This is a genomic window from Nocardiopsis coralli, assembly GCF_014892575.1.
Lineage (GTDB): Bacteria > Actinomycetota > Actinomycetes > Streptosporangiales > Streptosporangiaceae > Nocardiopsis > Nocardiopsis coralli.
On record NZ_JADBGI010000027.1, the window covers coordinates 37577 to 55087 of the forward strand.

General features: G+C 71.7%; 16 protein-coding genes. 10 read left to right on the forward strand and 6 right to left on the reverse strand.

Going from position 1 to position 17511, the window contains the following annotated elements; genetic code table 11:
• Positions 1–258 precede the first annotated feature (258 nt).
• From IDM40_RS23615 to IDM40_RS23625, 3 genes are all read left to right on the forward strand, one after another.
• Positions 259–1566: a M14 family metallopeptidase gene (locus IDM40_RS23615; RefSeq protein WP_193124254.1), complete on the forward strand. Its 1308-nt coding sequence runs from the start codon at positions 259–261 to the stop codon at positions 1564–1566.
• Positions 1567–1664: 98 nt separating this feature from the next.
• Entirely contained in the window at positions 1665–1982 is a 318-nt protein-coding gene (locus IDM40_RS23620) for a nucleotide pyrophosphohydrolase (RefSeq protein ID WP_193124255.1), read from the forward strand.
• Positions 1979–2182, forward strand: a complete 204-nt coding sequence (locus tag IDM40_RS23625) for a type II toxin-antitoxin system VapB family antitoxin (protein WP_193124256.1) — start codon at positions 1979–1981, stop codon at positions 2180–2182. The genes IDM40_RS23620 and IDM40_RS23625 overlap by 4 nt, the downstream gene beginning before the upstream one ends.
• Positions 2183–2285: 103 nt before the next feature.
• Here IDM40_RS23625 and gcl read toward each other — a convergent pair whose 3' ends face one another.
• The 3 genes from gcl to IDM40_RS23640 all read right to left on the reverse strand — a co-directional run bounded on the left by gcl (position 2286) and on the right by IDM40_RS23640 (position 5982).
• Positions 2286–4001, reverse strand: a complete 1716-nt coding sequence (gene gcl / locus IDM40_RS23630) for a glyoxylate carboligase (RefSeq protein WP_193124257.1) — start codon at positions 3999–4001, stop codon at positions 2286–2288.
• A gap of 179 nt (positions 4002–4180) precedes the next feature.
• On the reverse strand, positions 4181–5197 hold the full coding sequence (locus tag IDM40_RS23635) for a 2-hydroxy-3-oxopropionate reductase (protein WP_328807112.1): 1017 nt from the start codon (positions 5195–5197) through the stop codon (positions 4181–4183).
• Positions 5185–5982 carry a hydroxypyruvate isomerase family protein gene (locus tag IDM40_RS23640; RefSeq protein WP_193124259.1) on the reverse strand — a complete coding sequence of 266 codons (798 nt, stop codon included), beginning with the start codon at positions 5980–5982 and terminating at the stop codon, positions 5185–5187. Before IDM40_RS23640 ends, IDM40_RS23635 begins: the two co-directional genes overlap by 13 nt.
• 382 nt (positions 5983–6364) lie before the next feature.
• On the opposite strand from IDM40_RS23640, the gene uraD reads away from it, so the two are divergent.
• From uraD to alc, 6 genes are all read left to right on the forward strand, one after another.
• Positions 6365–6919, forward strand: a complete 555-nt coding sequence (gene uraD, locus IDM40_RS23645) for a 2-oxo-4-hydroxy-4-carboxy-5-ureidoimidazoline decarboxylase (RefSeq protein ID WP_193124260.1) — start codon at positions 6365–6367, stop codon at positions 6917–6919.
• A complete protein-coding gene (uraH, locus tag IDM40_RS23650) occupies positions 6916–7260 on the forward strand; it encodes a hydroxyisourate hydrolase (RefSeq protein WP_193124261.1) in 345 nt (114 codons plus the stop codon). The genes uraD and uraH overlap by 4 nt, the downstream gene beginning before the upstream one ends.
• A gap of 234 nt (positions 7261–7494) precedes the next feature.
• The gene (pucL, locus tag IDM40_RS23655) at positions 7495–8391 is read left to right on the forward strand and encodes a factor-independent urate hydroxylase (protein ID WP_193124262.1); all 897 of its coding nucleotides are present in this window, start codon (positions 7495–7497) and stop codon (positions 8389–8391) included.
• 266 nt (positions 8392–8657) lie between these two features.
• A complete protein-coding gene (locus tag IDM40_RS23660) occupies positions 8658–10151 on the forward strand; it encodes a nucleobase:cation symporter-2 family protein (protein WP_193124263.1) in 1494 nt (497 codons plus the stop codon).
• Positions 10152–10242: 91 nt separating this feature from the next.
• Positions 10243–11172: a LysR family transcriptional regulator gene (locus IDM40_RS23665; RefSeq protein WP_193124264.1), complete on the forward strand. Its 930-nt coding sequence runs from the start codon at positions 10243–10245 to the stop codon at positions 11170–11172.
• Between the two features lie 87 nt (positions 11173–11259).
• A complete protein-coding gene (gene alc / locus IDM40_RS23670; protein ID WP_193124265.1) occupies positions 11260–12387 on the forward strand; it encodes an allantoicase in 1128 nt (375 codons plus the stop codon).
• Between the two features lie 395 nt (positions 12388–12782).
• Here the strand turns inward: alc and IDM40_RS23675 are convergent, their stop codons facing one another.
• A complete protein-coding gene (locus IDM40_RS23675) occupies positions 12783–14033 on the reverse strand; it encodes an FAD-dependent monooxygenase (RefSeq protein WP_328807109.1) in 1251 nt (416 codons plus the stop codon).
• 42 nt (positions 14034–14075) lie between these two features.
• On the opposite strand from IDM40_RS23675, the gene IDM40_RS23680 reads away from it, so the two are divergent.
• Positions 14076–14654, forward strand: coding sequence for a TetR/AcrR family transcriptional regulator (locus tag IDM40_RS23680; protein WP_193124266.1), 579 nt, complete (start codon positions 14076–14078; stop codon positions 14652–14654).
• A gap of 65 nt (positions 14655–14719) precedes the next feature.
• Here the strand turns inward: IDM40_RS23680 and allB are convergent, their stop codons facing one another.
• A complete protein-coding gene (gene allB, locus IDM40_RS23685) occupies positions 14720–16075 on the reverse strand; it encodes an allantoinase AllB (RefSeq protein WP_193124267.1) in 1356 nt (451 codons plus the stop codon).
• A 91-nt stretch (positions 16076–16166) separates the two neighbouring features.
• Positions 16167–17441 carry a DUF6986 family protein gene (locus tag IDM40_RS23690; RefSeq protein WP_193124268.1) on the reverse strand — a complete coding sequence of 425 codons (1275 nt, stop codon included), beginning with the start codon at positions 17439–17441 and terminating at the stop codon, positions 16167–16169.
• Positions 17442–17511 lie beyond the last annotated feature (70 nt).

Genomic DNA, 17511 nt, shown 5'->3' on the forward strand with positions numbered 1-17511 from the left:
CGGCCCCGTCGGCGGGGCTTCTCTCTTCCACACGCGCCCGCTCCCCCACGGGCGCGCACCTTGTGTCACGCCGTGGCCGCATCCGGCCAGGCGCACCTCCCGGGGCCGCCGCCGTACAGCGGGCTCCACCTGGATCACCCGCCAAACCCCGCTCTCCCCCACGGTGGTCACGCAGGGCAACAGGCATTGACACCCGGGTCACCAGCGCCTCCAATACCGGCCAGATGACCGATGCCTCGACCCGCTCAAGGAGGCCTCGTGCCCCGTCCCCCGCATCCCCACTCCCCCTCCCCCGGCAGACACACCGCGCTCCGCAAGACCCTCGTTCCCGTCGCCCTGGGTGCGCTCCTGGCCGGCACGCTCGGCACCGGCAGCGCCACCGCGGCGCAGGAGGACGACCCCGGCCTCGTGCGCGTCTCAGGTGCCGAGACGGCCGCCGACCGTACGGAGATCGCCGGAACCGGTGTGTCCATCGATCTCGTCGAGGAGGACGGCACCCTCCTGGCCACCGCCACCCCCGACGACGTCGACGAGATCACCGAGCTCGGTTACGGCGTCGACAGCGTGCAGCTCCCCGCCGAGGCGATGCACCCCGACCCCGGTTACACCAGTTATCCCGAGGTCGTGGAACAGGTCGACGCCCTGGCCGCCGAGTACCCCGACCTGGTGCACACCGAGGTCTACGGACAGTCCTACGAGGGCCGCGACCTGGTGGCGGTCCGCATCAGCGACGACGCCGCGGTCGACCAGGACCGGCCCGAGGTCCTGTTCACGCACTCCCAGCACGCCCGCGAGCCGCTGACGGTCGAGATGGCGCTCCACATCATGGAGATGCTGACCGAGGGCCACGGTTCCGACGAGCAGATCACCGAGCTCCTGGAGACCCGCGAGATCTGGGTCCTGCCCAACACCAACCCCGACGGCACCGAGTTCGACCAGTCCGAGGATGCCTGGCAGGACTGGCGCAAGACCCGGGAGCCCAACGAGGGGTCGGACGCCCTGGGCACCGACATGAACCGCAACTGGGCCTACAACTGGGGCTGCTGCAACGGTTCCTCGGACGACCCGGAGTCCATCACCTACCGGGGCCACGCACCCGAGTCGGCCACCGAGGTCGAGGCGCTCGCGGATTTCGTGCGCGGTCGCGAGGCGGACGGCGAGCAGCAGATCACCACGGCGATCGACTTCCACACCTTCGGCGAGCTCGTGCTGTGGCCGTTCGGCCACACCTACGACGAGGTCACCGACGGCATGATCCAGGACGAGTACGACACCCACCAGGCACTCGGCGAGCTGATGGCCGAGTCGAACGGGTACACGCCGCAGCAGTCCAGCGACCTGTACATCACCGACGGGTCGATCAACGACTGGCTCTGGGCCGACCAGGGCATCGTCAACTTCACTTTCGAGATGTACCCGAGCTCGATGGACGACGGCGGTTTCTACCCGCCCTCCGACGTCATCGAGGAGGAGACCGCGCGCAACGAGGAGCCGGTGCTGGACCTGCTCGGCTACGCGGACTGCCCGTACCGGATCATCGGCGAGGAGGAGACCTACTGCGGCTGATCCCCCGCTCCCCGTGAGGGCGCCGGCCCCACGGGGAGGCCCTCCGCCCCCAGCACGGACGAGGTGCCGTCGGAGCGGATCCCTGATACTCATCGACCATGACACTGCGTTCGATGCAGGAGCTCCTGTCCGACTTCGCCGAACACCGTGAGTGGGAACAGTTCCACACCCCCAAGAACCTGGCCATGGCTCTGACGGGTGAGGCGGGAGAGCTCGCCGCCGAGTTCCAATGGCTCACCCCTGAGCAGTCCGCGGACGTGATGGCGGACCCCCGGCACGCGCGTGCGGTCCGCCACGAGATGGCCGACGTGCTGTCCTATCTCCTGCGGCTGGCGGACGTTCTGGACGTCGATCTGGAGCAGGCACTGCGTGAGAAGGTCGACCTCAATGCGCTCAAGTACCCGGGACGGACGTGAGCGAGGTCCTGATCGACATCGACGAAACGGCGTTGGCCCGCGCCGCGGAGCTGCTCGGCACCACGGAGCCGAGCGAGACGGTCGGCTCCGCCCTCCGGGTGATCATCTCCGGCGACCGCGCCTCCGCACTCGCAGAGATGCGAAGACTCGTCGCGGAAGGCGCCCTCGACATCCACGTACTACGCGACAAGCGCCGCTGACGGCACTGAGTCGTGAGGACACGTGTGGGCCCGGCGGTCGGTGACCGCCGGGCCCATCGTGCGGGGCACCAAGTTGCCGACTTCCGTGCCCCGGGTCAGGGGATCAGGCGCCGGGGAGCGGCTCGAACTCCTTGACGGCGTCGATGGAGGGACCGTGCGGGGTGTTGGCCTCGCGCTCGATCATGATCTCCACCAGCACCGGACGCGAGGTGTTCCGGGCCTCCTTGCGCGCCCACTCCAGGGCGTCGCGGACCTCGGCCGGGTCGATCACGCGGCGCCCGGAGCAGCCGTAGGCCTCCATGATCTTGACGTTGTCCGTACCGAAGTCGTCGTAGTGGATGTCGACCTCGAAGTTCATGTCGAACGGGATCTCGGCCTGGCGGATCAGGCCCAGGTACTCGTTGTTCAGCATGATCAGCACGTACGGAACGTCGTACTGGGCGGCCACGGCCAGTTCCTCGACCATGTACTGGAAGCTGTAGTCGCCCACGACACCGACGACCTCCGCGTCGGGTTCGGTGTCCTTGAGCGCCTTCTTCACGCCGATCGCCGCAGGGATCTCCCAGCCGAGCGGGCCGGCCTGCCCGCAGATCTGGTAGTGGCGAGGCTTGTGGGCCTTCTGGTGCTGGCCGCCCCAGATCTGGTAGAGGCCGATGGCGGTGACGAAGTAGGTGTCCTCGTCGAAGACCTCGTTGATCTCCTTGTACACACGGGGCGCCTTGACCGGCGTGGCGTCGAAGTCCTCGCGACGGGTCATCGTCGAGCGCAGTTCGACGACACGCTCGCGCCAGGCGCCGACCTGTGCGGTGGCGTTGCGGCGCTTGGCCTCGGCGAGGATCTCGCGCAGGAACACCCGGGCGTCGGAGACCACACCGAGGTCGGGTTCGAAGACCCGACCGATCTGCGTGGCCTCGATGTCGACGTGGATGAAGCGGCGCTCACCGCGGTAGACGTCGATCTGGCCGGTGTGCCGGTCGGCGAAGCGCGCCCCGACCGCCAGCACCAGGTCCGACTCCAGGAACGAGGCGTTGCCGTAACGCTGGGAGGTCTGCACACCGGTCATACCGGAGTACAGCGGCGAGTCCTCGTCGAAGGAGCCCTTGCCCATGAGGGTGACCTGTACGGGCACCTGCAGGTACTCGGCCAGGGCCCGCAGGTCGTCGGAGGCATCGGCGGTGATGACACCCCCGCCGGCCAGCAGCAGCGGGCGCTCGGCCTCCAGGAGCATGTCGAGGGCGCGCTCGACCCGCGGACGGTGCGGCAGCACGGTGTTGCGCTGGAGCGGGGCGTCCAGGGCGGCGTCGTACTCGATCATCTGCTGCGCCACGTCGAGCGGGATGTCGACGAGCACCGGGCCGGGACGCCCCTCCTGGGCGATGCGGAAGGCCTCGCGGAAGACCCACGGGGCGGTCGCGGCCTCCTTGATCTGCACGGCCCACTTGGTGACGGGCTTGGCGATCTCGACGATGTCGACCGCCTGGAAGCCCTCCTTGTCGAGCAGGTCGGTGCGCTGCTGACCGGTGATGCACACCATCGGGACGGAGTCGGCGATGGCGGTGTAGAGGCCGGTGATCATGTTCGTGCCGGCCGGGCCGGAGGTGCCGATGGCCACGCCGACCTTGCCGGTGGTGCGCGACCAGCCGTCGGCCATGTGGGTGGCGCCCTCTTCGTGGCGGACGATGAGGTGCTCGATCCCGCCGACCTGCTCCATCGCCTTGTAGAGCGGCAGGATGGCGGCGCCGGGGCAGCCGAAGGCGGTGTCGACGCCCTCGTCCTTGAGAACCTCCACGACCGCGTTCATCGCGGGCATCTGTGGCATGGCTGGTGAACCCTTCAGTGCTAGGGGTGCTGCTGGTGCTAGGGGTGGTGCGGGTGCAAGGGGTGGGTCGCCGGGCGGCTGCCCGGGGCGGTCCCGGGGGAACCGGGGCCGGGGCCCGCACGGGCCGCGGGTCCTCGGGTGCGGCCAACACCCGGGGGCGGCGCGGCGGGCCGGTCCGGTCAGTGCTTGCGGCCGGAGAGCTCCTCGACGAGCTTCAGGAGTGCGGAGTGGTCGAGGTCCCCGTGGCCCTGACGGTTCAGGGAGCCGACGAGCTGGGCGACCTGCGCCCCGAGCGGGACGGTGACGCCCGAGGTCCGCGCGGCGTCGGTGACGATGCGCAGGTCCTTGTCGTGCAGGGCGATCCGGAAACCGGGCTGGAAGTTGCGCTCGCGCATGGCCTCGCCCTTGCGCTGCAGGACGGTGCTGCCGGCGAGCCCGCCGCCCAGGACCTCCAGGCCGGGGCCGGTCTCCACACCGTGCGCCTCGAGGAACACCAGGGCCTCGGCGAGGAGCTGGAGGTGTCCGGCGACGATGAGCTGGTTGGCGGCCTTGACGGTCTGTCCGGCGCCGTGCGGGCCCACGAGGACGGGGGTCTTGCCGAGCACGTCGAAGACCGGCCGCGCGGTGTCGAAGTCGGCCTGCTCGCCGCCGACCATGATCGAGAGGGCGCCCTCGATCGCACCGGCCTCGCCGCCGCTGACGGGGGCGTCGAGCACCTTGAGCCCGCGCTCCTGGCCCTGCTGGGCGAGCGTGCGGGACACGTCCGGGCGGATCGTGCTCATGTCGATGACGAGGGTGCCGGGCCGGGCGTGGGAGAAGACGCCGCCCTCGCCGGCGAGGAGCGCCTCGACGTCCGGGGAGTCGGGAAGCATCGTGATGACGGCGTCGGCGTCGGCGACCGCGTCGGCGACGCTGTCGGCACCGACCCCGCCGTCGGCGACGAGCGCGTCGACCTTGCCGCGGCTGCGGTTGTGGCCGGTGACGGTGTAACCGGCGCGGACGAGGTTGCGGGCCATGGGCAGGCCCATGATGCCCAGTCCGACGAACGCGATCTTCTGCAGGGCCATGGTGTCCCCTCTCGTGGCTGTGGTGGCTGTGGTCGTGTGCGGGTGCGGAGTGGGCCGGGGCGGGTTCGGCGCGGCCGCCCGGGCGTCGGGCGGGTCCGGCCGGGTCCGGTTCGGGCTCAGCGGATCCAGCCGAAGCTCTCGGCGCTGGGCACGGTGGGCTTGTACTCGAGGCCGACGGGGCCGCTGTACCCGTTGGCCTGGGAGTCGGCGAGCAGGGCGTCCAGGGGCAGGTCGCCGGTGCCGGGTTCGCCGCGGCCGGGGGCGTCTGCGATCTGGATGTGGCCGAACTCGGCGGCGTGGTCGCGCACGACCCGCGCGACGTCGTCACCGTTCACGGCCAGGTGGAAGAAGTCGGCGAGGAAGGCGACGTTGTCGGCCCCGGCCTTGCGCGCCTCCTCGACGAAGGCGAGCCCGTCGGCGGCCGTCTTGAGGGGGTAGTCGTCGGCGCCGCTGATGGGTTCGATGAGCACGGTGCCCCCGACGCGGGCGACGGCCTCGGCGGCGGCGACGGTGTTCTCGAGCGCGGTGCGGTGCTGCTCGGCGGGGTCGGCCCAGTCCTGGGTGCGGCCGTAGAGGGCGTTGAACCCGGTGGCGCCGGTGCGCTCGGCGATCTGCGCGACGAGTTCGGTGTTGGCGCGGAACTCGGCGATGCGGTCGGGGTGGCTGAGCACGCCGCGGTCCGGGCCGGGCAGCTGTCCGGCGAAGAAGTTGAGCCCGGTCAGGCGCACGCCGGCGTTCTCGATGGCGGCGACGAAGGCGTCGATGTCGGCCTGGGGCGGGGTGGCGGTCTCGAAGGGCCACCAGAACTCGACGGCGTCGAAGCCGGCCTCGCGGGCGGCGCGCGGACGCTCGTTGACCGGCAGCTCGGTGAACAGCAGGGAGCAGTTCACGGTGTAGCCGAGGGTGTGGCTCATGGCGACTCCCTTATTTCGTGATGTGGAATCTACTTTTCACTTTGAGGAATGACTTGAGTGTGCGCCGGGCCACCGGCACCTGTCAAGCACGAGCCCGGACCGACTTGGCGCTCCACTCGCTCGGCGCCCGACCCCAGACGTCACATCCGTGTCATGAGCCCCGCACAGACCAGCAACTTCACTGGTTCTTCATGGGAAGACACAGATGGCGCAGTTTCTCGCCGGGATCCTCTTGCGGGTGTTGACAAGATCACACGGTCGTCGACTAGAGTCCCTCCAATCCGTAATACGGAAACGCCAATCTGCACTACGAAATCACCGACCGGTCCGAGCCATACGGCCCTCCGCGGACCGGGACCGGTCGGCCCGGGAGACGACACACATGCCCGAGAGCACTCCACGCGGCGGGGACACCGACCCCGACCCGGGTCTGTCGCGCCTCAACGCGCTCACCGCCGAGGACCTGCGCACCGAGCTCGAACAGTGCCTCGACATCGAGCGCTGGGTGAAGGCCCTGGCCGCCGAAGCACCCTTCGCCGACCGCGAGACCCTCCTGGCCCGCGCGGACGCCCACGCGCGCGCGATCACCGGTGAGGAAGTGGCCGGGGCCCTGGCCCGCCACCCGCGCATCGGTGAGAAGGCCAAGGGCAAGGGCACCGAGGCCAACTGGTCACGCGGGGAGCAGTCCGCCTTCGCCTCCGGCAGCGACGACGCCACCGCACGGGTGCAGCGCGTCTTCGCCTTCGGGCAGGAGGAGTACGAGGACCGTTTCGGGCAGATCTACCTCGTGTGCGCCAGCGGCCGCGGACCCCGCGACCTGCTGGCCGACCTGGTCGAGCGCCTGTACAACGACCGCGACACCGAACTGGCGGTGGTCGGCGACGAACTGCGCAAGATCGCCGGCCTGCGCCTGGTCAAACTCCTGGAGTCCGTATGAGCCACGTGACCACCCACATCCTCGACGCCTCGCTGGGCCTGCCCGCTCGCGAGGTCCCGGTGCGCCTGGAGGCCGCCGCCGACCGGGAGCGCACCTCCTGGAAGCCGGTCGCCGAAGGCCGCACCAACGACGACGGGCGCGTGCCCGACCTGGGCCCCGACCAGCTCGAGGCCGGGTACTACCGGATCGTCTTCGACACCGGCGCCTACTTCGACTCCCTCGGGCAGCGGGCCTTCTACCCCGAGGTGACGATCGTCTTCGACCTCGCCGAGGAGGACCGCCACTACCACGTGCCGATCCTGCTCAACCGCTACAGCTACACGACCTACCGGGGCTCCTGAGGGCCTGCTCGACGGGTGCACCGGCCCCACGCGGGTCCTGATCGCCCGGAGCCCCGGTACCGACCGTCCGACACCGACGAAGGAGCCCCACCAGGTCCGAATCCCCCCAGGTGAGCCACCTGACCATCTTCGAGTGCGTGACAGGTCCTTCCGCACGACCGCAGCGGTCCTCCCTCGACGCACGGCGCATGGGCGCAAGTGATGACACGTATGCACACGGATGGAGAAACCCTGATGGGCATCCGACTCGGAGACAACCAGTACGGCAAGGCCGAGGTCCGCCTCGTCCACGTCAACCGCGACACCGACGTCCACCGGATCAAGGACCTCAACGTCACCTCGCAGCTGCAGGGGGACCTGGAGGACGTCCACACCGTCGGCGACAACGCCAAGTGCCTGCCGACCGACACCCAGAAGAACACCGTCTACGCCAAGGCACGCGAGTGGGGCGGCACCGGCGCGATCGAGGACTTCGCCCTGCGCCTGGCCCGGCACTTCGTGGACGAGCACGAGTACGTGTCCGGGGCCCGCCAGGAGGTCCAGGAGTACTCCTGGAACCGCATCAACACCGCGCACGGCCCGCACGACCACGCGTTCTCGCGGGACGGTGCCGAGACCCGCACCACCGTCATCCACAAGGACGGCGACCGCGAGTGGGTGGTCTCCGGCTTCGAGGCGCTGACCGTGCTCAAGTCCACGGGCTCGGAGTTCCACGGTTACCCGAAGACCAAGTACACCACCCTGCCGGAGACCGACGACCGGATCCTGGCCACGGACGTGACCGCGCGCTGGCGTTACATCGGGGTCGACCACGACTACGACAAGGCCTACGCCGCCATCCGCGACCTGTGCCTGGAGGCCTTCGCGGAGACCCACAGCCTCGCCCTGCAGCAGACGCTGTACGAGATGGGCAAGGCGGTGCTGGAGGCGCGCCCCGAGGTCGCCGAGATCCGCTTCTCGATGCCGAACAACCACCACTTCCTGGTGGACCTGAGCCCGTTCGGCCTCGACAACCCGAACGAGGTCTTCTTCGCCGCCGACCGGCCCTACGGAAAGATCGAGGCCGTGGTCGAGCGCGACGACGCCCCCGACGCAGGCGACGCCTGGAAGAACGTGCCCGGCTTCGTGTAGGCCCTGCCGCTGCTCCCCGGGGTCCGCGCCCCGGGATCCCCCTCGTGTGACGACGGGGTCCGCGCCCTCACGCGGTCCCCGTCCTCCCCCTTGCCCCGGGAACGGGGAGCTGTGCCCGGCCCGCCCCGTCCGGCGGGCCTCCGGCCCCTCCGGCGTGCGCAAGAACGCCGCGCCGCGGGCCGATGCGTCACCGTACGGGCTCCTGCAGCCCGGAAATCCGGTCGCCGTAGCCGGCGGCCCTCCACCGCAAAGGCTGGTATCTGGCCATGTCGAACAGTCCGTCCGCGAAGGACCCGGCCACACCGAACGCCTCCACCACCGACCGCCCGGAGGACGAGAAGCTGCCGCCGCGGCTGCTTTTCATCTACGGGCTCCAGCACATCCTGACCATGTACGCCGGCGCGGTCGCGCCGGCCCTCGTCATCGGCGCCGCCGCTGGGCTCGCGAACGACCCTGCCGCCATGGGCATCCTCGTCAGCGGCGCGCTCATCGTGGCGGGTATCGCCACCTTCATGCAGTCCGTGGGACACCGCCGCGTCGGTGCACAGATGCCGATCGTGGTGGCCTGTTCCTTCGTCCCGGTCAGCGCGATCACGTCGCTGGCCGCGGGCAGCAACGGCGAGAACCTGCCCGTGGCCTTCGGTGCCTCCCTGGCCGCGGGTCTGTTCGCCCTGTGTCTGACCCCGTTCTTCGGTCAGCTCATCCGCTTCTTCCCGCCGGTGGTGACCGGCACGATCATCACCGTCATCGGTGTCAGCCTGATGCCGGTGGCCGCCGACTGGATCATGGAGAGCGACGCCGTCGAGCCCTCCGCCCCGGTGGGCAACATGGCCCTGGCTGGTTTGACGCTGGCCGTCATCCTGGTGGGTTCGCGTGTGCTCCCGGGCATCTGGGGCCGCCTGTCGATCCTCATCGGTCTGGTCGTGGGCACCCTGGTGGCGATCCCGCTCGGAATGGCCGACTTCTCCCGCGTGAACGAGGCCGACACCGTCTTCAACCCGACGTCGGTGTTCTACTTCGGCGCCCCGCAGTTCGAGGTCGCCGCGATCGTGACGATGTGCATCATCATGCTGGTGGTGCTCACCGAGGGCGCCTCGCACATCATCGCGGTCGGTGAGATCACCGGTTCGAAGGTGGACGCCAAGCGCATCTCCGCCGGCCTGCGCGCCGACGTGAGCGGTTCGATCCTGGGCCCGATCTTCAGCGCGACCCCCACCAGTTCCTTCGCCCAGAACATCGGTCTGCTCGCGCTCACCGGTGTGCGCAGCCGCTACGTGGTCGCCACGGGCGCGGGGATCCTGCTGGTCCTGGGCATGTTCCCGGTACTCGGCGGTGTCATGGCCGCCATCCCCAGCCCGGTGCTGGGCGGTGCCGGTCTGGTGCTGTTCGGCAGTGTGGCGGCGAGCGGCATCAAGACGCTGGCCAAGGTCGACTTCACCGACAACCTCAACCTGGTGCTGGTCTCGGCGGCGATCGGTGTCGCGATCGTGCCGCTGGCCTACCCGACCTTCTACGAGCAGCTGCCCGAGGCGGTCGAGATGGTCGCCCACTCCGGCATCATCGGTGCCGCCGTGGTCGCGATCGGGCTCAACATCTGCTTCCACGTGATCGGCCGCCGTCCGCAGGACGGGTCCCCGGCCGGCATCGAGCAGGACGACATCGGCAGCGCCGGCCCCGGCGAGGCCAAGTACACCGACCACGCGGGTGCCGCCTACCGCGACGACGAGACCGGGGAACGGCACGGCGGTGACCGTTCCTGACCCCCGCCCCCGCGGGGAGAGCCGACCGGGAGGGGCCGCGCCCCCTCCCGGCGGTTCGGCGTCCGCGCCCGCAGCTGGTACTCCTGGGCCTGTGACCGACTGGGATCTTCGGAAGTTGCGGGTACTGCGGGCGCTGTCGGAGTTGGGGACGGTGCGGGCGACCGCCGAGGCGCTGTGCATGACACCCTCGGCCGTCTCGCAGCAGCTGTCCTCGCTGGCCCACCAGGTGGGGACCCCGTTGTTGGAGTCGCAGGGACGCGGGGTGCGCCTGACCGAGGCCGCCCGGATACTGTTGCGCCACACCGACACCGTCCTGGCCCAGTTGGAGCGGGCCGAGGCCGAGCTGGAGGGGTTCGCCCGCGGCGAGGCCGGGGCCGTGCGTGTGGGCGCCTTCGCCACCGCGATCCCCCGTCTGGTCGTCCCGGCGCTGGAGACGCTCTCGAAGGAACGCCCCGGGCTGTCCACGCGAGTGCACCAGGCCGACGCAGCCGAGGTCTACGAACTGCTCGCCGCGGGCGAGATCGACATCGGGCTGTCGCTGGCGGCGCAGGCCCCGGCCGGCCCGGACGGGCGCTACGACCGTTCCGAGCTCCTGGCCGACCCGTTGGACGTGGCGCTTCCCGCCTCCCACCCCTGGGCCCGTGCGGAGCAGGCGCCCCGGTTGTCGGAGCTGTCCGGGGAGGACTGGATCTACGGGGCCTCGGGACCCTGGCGCGAGATCACCCTGGCCGCGTGTGCGCAGGCGGGGTTCGTGCCGGAGCAGGCGCACGTGGCCTCGGACTGGCGGGCGATCCTGGACATGGTCGCGGCCGGGATGGGCCTGGCGCTGGTGCCGCGTCTGGCAGCGGCGGGCCACACTCCCGGGACGGTGTTGCGGGTGCCCTCGGGTGAACGGCCGCGGCGCCACGTCATCGCGGTAGTGCGGGCCGGGGCGGGCGAGCATCCCCGGGTCGCGGCGGCGCTGGAGGCACTGCGCCGGACCGCCGACGGGCTCGACGAGGACAAAGTTCAGTCTTCCTGAACGTACTGATCAGAAACTTTCGCTGGTGCTTATCGGTTTCCGCTGAGACTCTGGTCGTGTCCCACCCACCGACACGACAGGAGCCCCATGAGCCCCACCCCGGCTTTCGATCCCCTCGCCTACAACGCGCAGCCCTACCCCGGCGGCGATCCCTTCGCCGACTACAAGGAGAGCAAGCTCGACCTCGACGGCCTGGTCGACCTGGCCGACCGCCGTCTCGGCGGTGCGGTGCTGGCCGCCAACGACGAGTTCTTCGCCCACCGCGAGAACCTCCTCAAGACCGGCCCGGGCGAGTTCGACCCGCACGCCTTCGGGCACAAGGGCAAGGTCATGGACGGCTGGGAGACCCGGCGCCGCCGCGGCGTGAGCGCCGAGCAGCCCCACCCCACCGCCGAGGACCACGACTGGGCGCTGATCCGCCTGGCCCTGCCCGGACTCGTGCGCGTGGTGAACGTCGACACCGCGCACTTCCGCGGCAACCACCCGACCGAGGTCTCCGTCGAGGCCGCCAGCGTGCCCGGCACCCCCACGACCGAGGAGCTGCTGGCCGCCGAGTGGACCGAGCTCGTGCCGCGCACGCCCGTGTACGGGCACGCCGCCAACGGGTTCGAGGTGACCTCCACCCGCCGCTGGACCCACCTGCGCCTCAAGCAGTTCCCAGACGGCGGTGTGGCCCGTCTGCGGGTGTACGGCGAGCCGGTCTCCGACCCGCGGTGGCTGGCGGCGCAGGGCTCCTTCGACCTGGCCGCCCTGCTCAACGGCGGCGCGGTCGAGGACGCCTCCGACCGGTTCTTCTCCGCGCCGGAGAACATCATCACCCCGGGCCGTTCGCACAAGATGGACGACGGCTGGGAGAACCGCCGTCGCCGCGACGCCGGCAACGACTGGGTGCGGTTCCGCCTGACGGCACAGGCCGAGGTGCGGGCGCTGGAGATCGACACCGCCTACCTCAAGGGCAACGCGGCCGGGTGGGTCACCGTCCTGGCCCGTGACGCCCACGGGTCCGACCCCGAGGCCTGGACCGAGGTCGTGGCGCGCACGCAGCTGCAGCCCGACAGCGAGCACCGTTTCGTGCTGGACACCCCGGTCACCGCGACGCACGTGCGTACCGACGTCTTCCCCGACGGCGGTCTCTCGCGCCTGCACGTGTACGGATCGCTGACCGAGGCCGGCGCCCGGGCGCTGCAGGAGCGCTGGGACTCCGCGCAGGCCTGATCCCCGACGGGCCCCGGAGCGGAGCGCGCCCCGCTCCGGGGCCCGGGCCGCGCGGTTGCGGGCAGCACTGTGCCAACGGGGGCACGACTTCCCCCAACAGCAGAGAACCACGCCCGTCGGGGCGCCGCCACCCTGTACGTTCCGGCCTGTGGACGAACACCGCGGTGGGCGGAACACGCACCAGAGCGCCGGGCTGCCCGGTACACGAGCGCGCGCAGACCCGAAAACGAGCGGGTCCCGATGCTGGACGAGGGACCGGAACCACCAACATGCATGCCCCTGCCGCGGGGCGGGCTCCGCGGCCGCCACCGGGATTCGGTCAGCTCTGGGGCCGGGACCACCAAGGGCCATGCCCCTGCCGTAGGGCGGGCCATGCGACCGCCATCGGGATGCGGTCAGCTCTGGGACCGGGACCGCTCGCTCAGGCCGAGGGCGGACGCCCAGGTGAGCGTGAGCGCGCGCACCGGCACCATCCGCAGGAGCGCGTTCCGCACCGTCTGCCGGGCGCCCCCGCCCAGGTCCGCGCCCACCTTCGCCACGAACTCGGCCTGCCGGGCGATGCTCCGGCACACGGGGCGCCGCTCGGCGTCGAACCGCCGCAGGGCCTCGGCCTGGTCCGCGCCTGCGGCGACCGGGTCGGCGATCAACGTCCCCAGGGCCACGGCGTCCTCCAGCGCGGTCGACGCACCCTGCCCCATGGTGGGCAGCGCGGCGTGGGCGGCGTCGCCCGTCATCACGACACGGCCCCGCACATAGGTGGGCAGGCCGCCGCGCAGGTGGTGGACGTCGTGGCGCATCAGCCGGTCCGGGGTGGTCCGCTCGATGAGGTCGACGACCTCGGGCGCCCAACCGGCGAACCGGGCGCGCGCCGTGGCGTGCTCGTCGCCGACGACCGCACCCTCCGGGGCGCGCACGTACCCGTACCAGTACAGCTCGGTGTCGCTGACCCGCATGGCCCCGAACTCCGCGCCCGGCCCCCAGTACTCGGCGAGCCGCCCGTCGAGCTCGGTGTCCGGGACGATCGCGCGCCAACTGGTGCTCCCGCTGTAGGTCGGACGCATCCCGGGGAACAGGGCCCCGCGCACCGCGCTCCACATCCCGTCGGCGCCCACGACGAGGTCGGACTCGGCACGCCTGTCCTCGCCCGCGGAACCCCGCCACGACACCGCGGCGCGCGCTCCGCCGGGGATCCCCGGGGTCAGGCCGGTGACCCGGGCCCCGGTGACGATCTCCGCCCCCTGCTCGCGGGCGCTCTGCTCCAGGGCGGTGTGCAGGCGCCGTCGGTGGAACCCGTGGATGGTGGCGACCCGGCGCACCTCCTCGACGTCGTCCGGGATGAGCAGGATCGGGCGCCCGGTCGTGTCCCGGAACCCCGTCCCGAGCGTCTCGTGCCCGAGCGCGTCGATGCGGTCGTCGTCGAGCCCGAGGGACCGCAGGGCCGCGACGCCGTTGAGGGGCAGGGCGACCCCGGCCCCGACCTCACCCGGACCGGTACGGCTCTCGAGCACGGTGGTGTGCCACCCCGCCCGGGCGAGCACCACCGCCGCGGCCATACCTGCGATGCCCCCACCGACCACCGTGGCCGTCCGATCGTCGCCGCTCATGGTCCCCTCCACACCGTCGTCCCTGCTGATCGACTCATTCACTACGATCGTAGTAGACGGAGGGCGCGGCCTATACTCGGCACCGTGCCACCCGCCAACAGGACCCGACGCCGTACCCTCGCCGACGCCGCCATCGCGTTGCTCGCGGAACAGGGCGCGCACGGCCTGACACACCGGGCCGTGGAGGCGCGGGCGGGTGTGCCCGCGGGGACCGCCTCCAACTACTTCCGCAGCCGGGAGGCGCTGCTGGTCACCGCCGCCGAACGCGTGCTGGAACTGCACTTCGCGGACATGGCGGCAGCGGCGGAGGGCACGACCGCACCCACGGGGCCCGAGGAGCTCATCGACATGATCGCCGAATCGCTGTGGGGCGCGGCGACCGTACTGCGCGGCCGCTACCTGGCGATCTTCGAGCTCCGCCTGGAGGCACGGCGGCGGCCGGCGCTGGAGGAGGTGCTGACCCGGCTGGAGCGCACCGCGGTGACCGACACCGCTGCGCTGCACCGGGCGTTGGGGACCCGGGTCCCCGAGTCCGCGGTGCAGACCCTGGCCACGCTGTACGGAGGGGCCCTGTTCACCCTGGTCACCGGCCCCGTGGGCGCTTTCGACCAGGAAGGTGTGCGGGCCCTCGTGGCGACGATGGTGCGCGGCGTGCAGGGCTGACCCCCACCGCACACACGAACGGGGACGGACACCGCGCGCCCGCCCCCGTCATGGTCGGCTCCGGGTCAGTCCTGGCGCTCGATCATGCGCCCGTCGGTGCTGGTCCCGTCGACCTCCACCCCGCGCAGGAACGTGCGGCGCACCCGCCCGACCAGCTCGGCCCCGTCGTAGGCGCTGACCGGGTTCCGGTGGCCGAGTTCGGCGGCGTGCACCGAGAACGCCTCGTCGGGGGCGAAGACGGCCAGGTCGGCGTCGGCGCCCTCCACCAGCGACCCCTTGCCGCGCAGGCCGGCGACGCGGGCCGGGCCGGAGGACATCCAGGCGACGGTCTGTTCCAGGCCCACGCCCCGGCGGCGGGCCTCGGTCCACATCGCCGACAGCCCCACCTGGAGCCCGGACACCCCGCCCCAGGCCGTGCCGAAGTCGCCGGTGTCCAGGTCCTTCAGGTCGGGTGTGCTCGGCGAGTGGTCGCTGACCACGCAGTCGATGAGCCCGTCGCGCAGGGCCGCCCACAGCAGGTCGCGGTTGGCCTCGTCGCGGATGGGCGGGCAGCACTTGTACTCGGTGGCGCCCTCCGGGATCTCCTCCGCGGCCAGGGTGAGGTAGTGCGGGCAGGACTCCACGGTCAGCTGCACGCCCTCCTCCCGGGCCCGGGCGATCAGCGGCAGGGCGGCGGCGCTGGACAAGTGCAGGATGTGTGCGCGCACCCCGGTGCGGCGGGCCACGTCGATGACCCGCGCGATCGCCTCGTTCTCGGCGGTGTCGGGGCGGGAGGCGAGGAAGTCCGCGTAGTCGCGCCCGGCGCAGTCCGGGGCACGGTCGAGCACGTCGGGGTCCTCCGCGTGCACGATGAGGCGCCCGCCGAACGCGGCGATGGCGTTCGCGGCGGTCTCGAGCTCATCGGGCGAGAGGTTGCCGAACTCCTCCACCCCGGAGGGCGACAGGAACGCCTTGAACCCGAAGACCCCCTGCTCGTGCAGGTCGGCCAGTTCCTTGGTGTGGCCGGGGGCGCTGTTCTCGGGCACCGCCCCGCCCCAGAACCCCACGTCGATGGCGAGCTTGCCCTCGGCGGCGGCGCGCTTGGCGTCGAGCCCGTCCACGGTGGTGGTGGGCGGAACGCTGTTGAGGGGCATGTCGACGAGGGTGGTGACCCCGCCCCGGGCGGCGGCGCGGGTGGCGGTGGCGAACCCCTCCCACTCGGTACGGCCGGGTTCGTTGACGTGCACGTGGCTGTCGACGAGCCCGGGCAGGAGCACCTCGTCCTCGGCGAGGGTGATCTCGTGGTCGACCGGGACGGCGGGGGCGGCACCTCGGGGCAGGATCTGCTGCACGGTGCCGTCGGCGACCACGACCGTGTGCGGGGCCAGGCCCTGCGGGGTGAGGACACGGTCGGCGTGGACGGCGAAGCTGGGGCTGGTCATCGGCGTGTGTGGGCGCCCGCGGCGGGCACCCTCTCCTTCCTCGGTGCGTCCCGGGGCCGGGCCGCGGCGGGCCCGGCCCCGGTGATGGGCTCTACTGGCCGACGCGGCGGTGGGCCATGGCCACCAGTGTGGCGGTGTCGGTGCCCGTGGCCTCGGCGACCTCGGTCTCCTCCAGGGCCCCGCAGCCCAGACCGGCGGCGAGCACGGCGGCCAGGGCCTGGGCGGTGGCGGGCTCGTCGACGACGTTGCCGGAGACCTGGCCCAGGTAGGCGCGCAGGCGTTCGGCGGCGGGCGCGAAGGCCTCCCGGTAGAAGACCGCGGTGGCCAGGTGGCGGGTGACAAGCTGGTTGGGGTGCAGGTCCCAGCCCTGGTAGTAACCGCGCTCGAGGGAGCGGCGCACCAGGCCGGCGTGCAGGCCCCAGGCCGAGCGCACCTCGTCGGTGGTCCCGGCGGGCATGATGTTGCTGCCGCCGTCGGAGAGCCACACCCCGGTCCCGGCCGCGGCCACCTGCATGACGGCCTTGGCGTGGTCGGCCGCGGGGTGCGCGAGGCTCTGGTAAGCGGCGGCCACGCCCATGGAGGCGCTGTAGTCGTAGGTGCCGTAGTGCAGCGCGGTGACCCGGCCCTGTCCGGCGTGGATCATCGGGCCGACAGCGGCGGTGCCGTCGGAGAGCAGCACCGACTGCGGTGTCTCGATCTGCAGCTCGAAGCGCAGGCGGCCCTCGGGCAGGTCGAGCCGGCGTTCCAGCTGCTCGCAGAGCCAGACCATCGCCTCCACGTGCTCGACGGAGGTGATCTTGGGCTGGGTCAGCACGAGCCCGTCCGGGAGGGAACCGTGCCCCTCGAGCAGGGACTGCAGGAACAGGGTGAGGCTGCGGACCCCGCGGTGGCGGCCGGCGGCCTCCATGCCTTTCATCCGGATCCCGAACCACCCGGGGGCCTGCCCCTTGGCCAGGTCGGAGACGAAGGCGTCGGCGACGGCCAGGACGTGGGTGTCCTCGGCCGCGTCGCCGCGGTTTCCGTAGCCGTCCTCGAGGTCGGCCCGCAGGTCCTCGATCGGGTCGTTCTCGAGTTTGGCGCGCACGCGGGGCAGGGCGTCGGCGACGGCGGCCTCGCTCAGGCCGGTGGCCGCGGCCAGGTCGGCCGGTTCGGGTGCGTGCTCGTCGAGCGCCTCCAGGGCCTGGCGTCCCCAGTCGGCGGCCAGGCCGGCGTGCACCCGGTCGGCGGGGACGTAGACGCTGTGCACGGGTTGGCGGGCGGTGCGGGCGCCGGGGTAGTCGCGGTCCAGTCGGGTGTCGGCCTCACTGAGGCGGGCGTCGAGCCCGGCCGCGAGTGTGTCCACGCCCTGCAGGTCGTCCCTCGCCACGTGGCTGTCCTCCTCCGTCGGTGGGGGTCCCGGCCCTCGGATGAGAACCGGCCACGATTTCTACATGCGG

Excerpts from the sequence above, each read along its gene's own strand:
- uraD (WP_193124260.1), top strand. The coding sequence starts at position 6,365 with ATGCCCGAGAGCACTCCACGCGGCGGGGACACCGACCCCGACCCGGGT.
- allB (WP_193124267.1), bottom strand. The coding sequence starts at position 16,075 with ATGACCAGCCCCAGCTTCGCCGTCCACGCCGACCGTGTCCTCACCCCG.
- IDM40_RS23620 (WP_193124255.1), top strand. The coding sequence starts at position 1,665 with ATGACACTGCGTTCGATGCAGGAGCTCCTGTCCGACTTCGCCGAACAC.
- gcl (WP_193124257.1), bottom strand. The coding sequence starts at position 4,001 with ATGCCACAGATGCCCGCGATGAACGCGGTCGTGGAGGTTCTCAAGGAC.
- IDM40_RS23640 (WP_193124259.1), bottom strand. The coding sequence starts at position 5,982 with ATGAGCCACACCCTCGGCTACACCGTGAACTGCTCCCTGCTGTTCACC.
- uraH (WP_193124261.1), top strand. The coding sequence starts at position 6,916 with ATGAGCCACGTGACCACCCACATCCTCGACGCCTCGCTGGGCCTGCCC.
- alc (WP_193124265.1), top strand. The coding sequence starts at position 11,260 with ATGAGCCCCACCCCGGCTTTCGATCCCCTCGCCTACAACGCGCAGCCC.
- IDM40_RS23660 (WP_193124263.1), top strand. The coding sequence starts at position 8,658 with ATGTCGAACAGTCCGTCCGCGAAGGACCCGGCCACACCGAACGCCTCC.
- pucL (WP_193124262.1), top strand. The coding sequence starts at position 7,495 with ATGGGCATCCGACTCGGAGACAACCAGTACGGCAAGGCCGAGGTCCGC.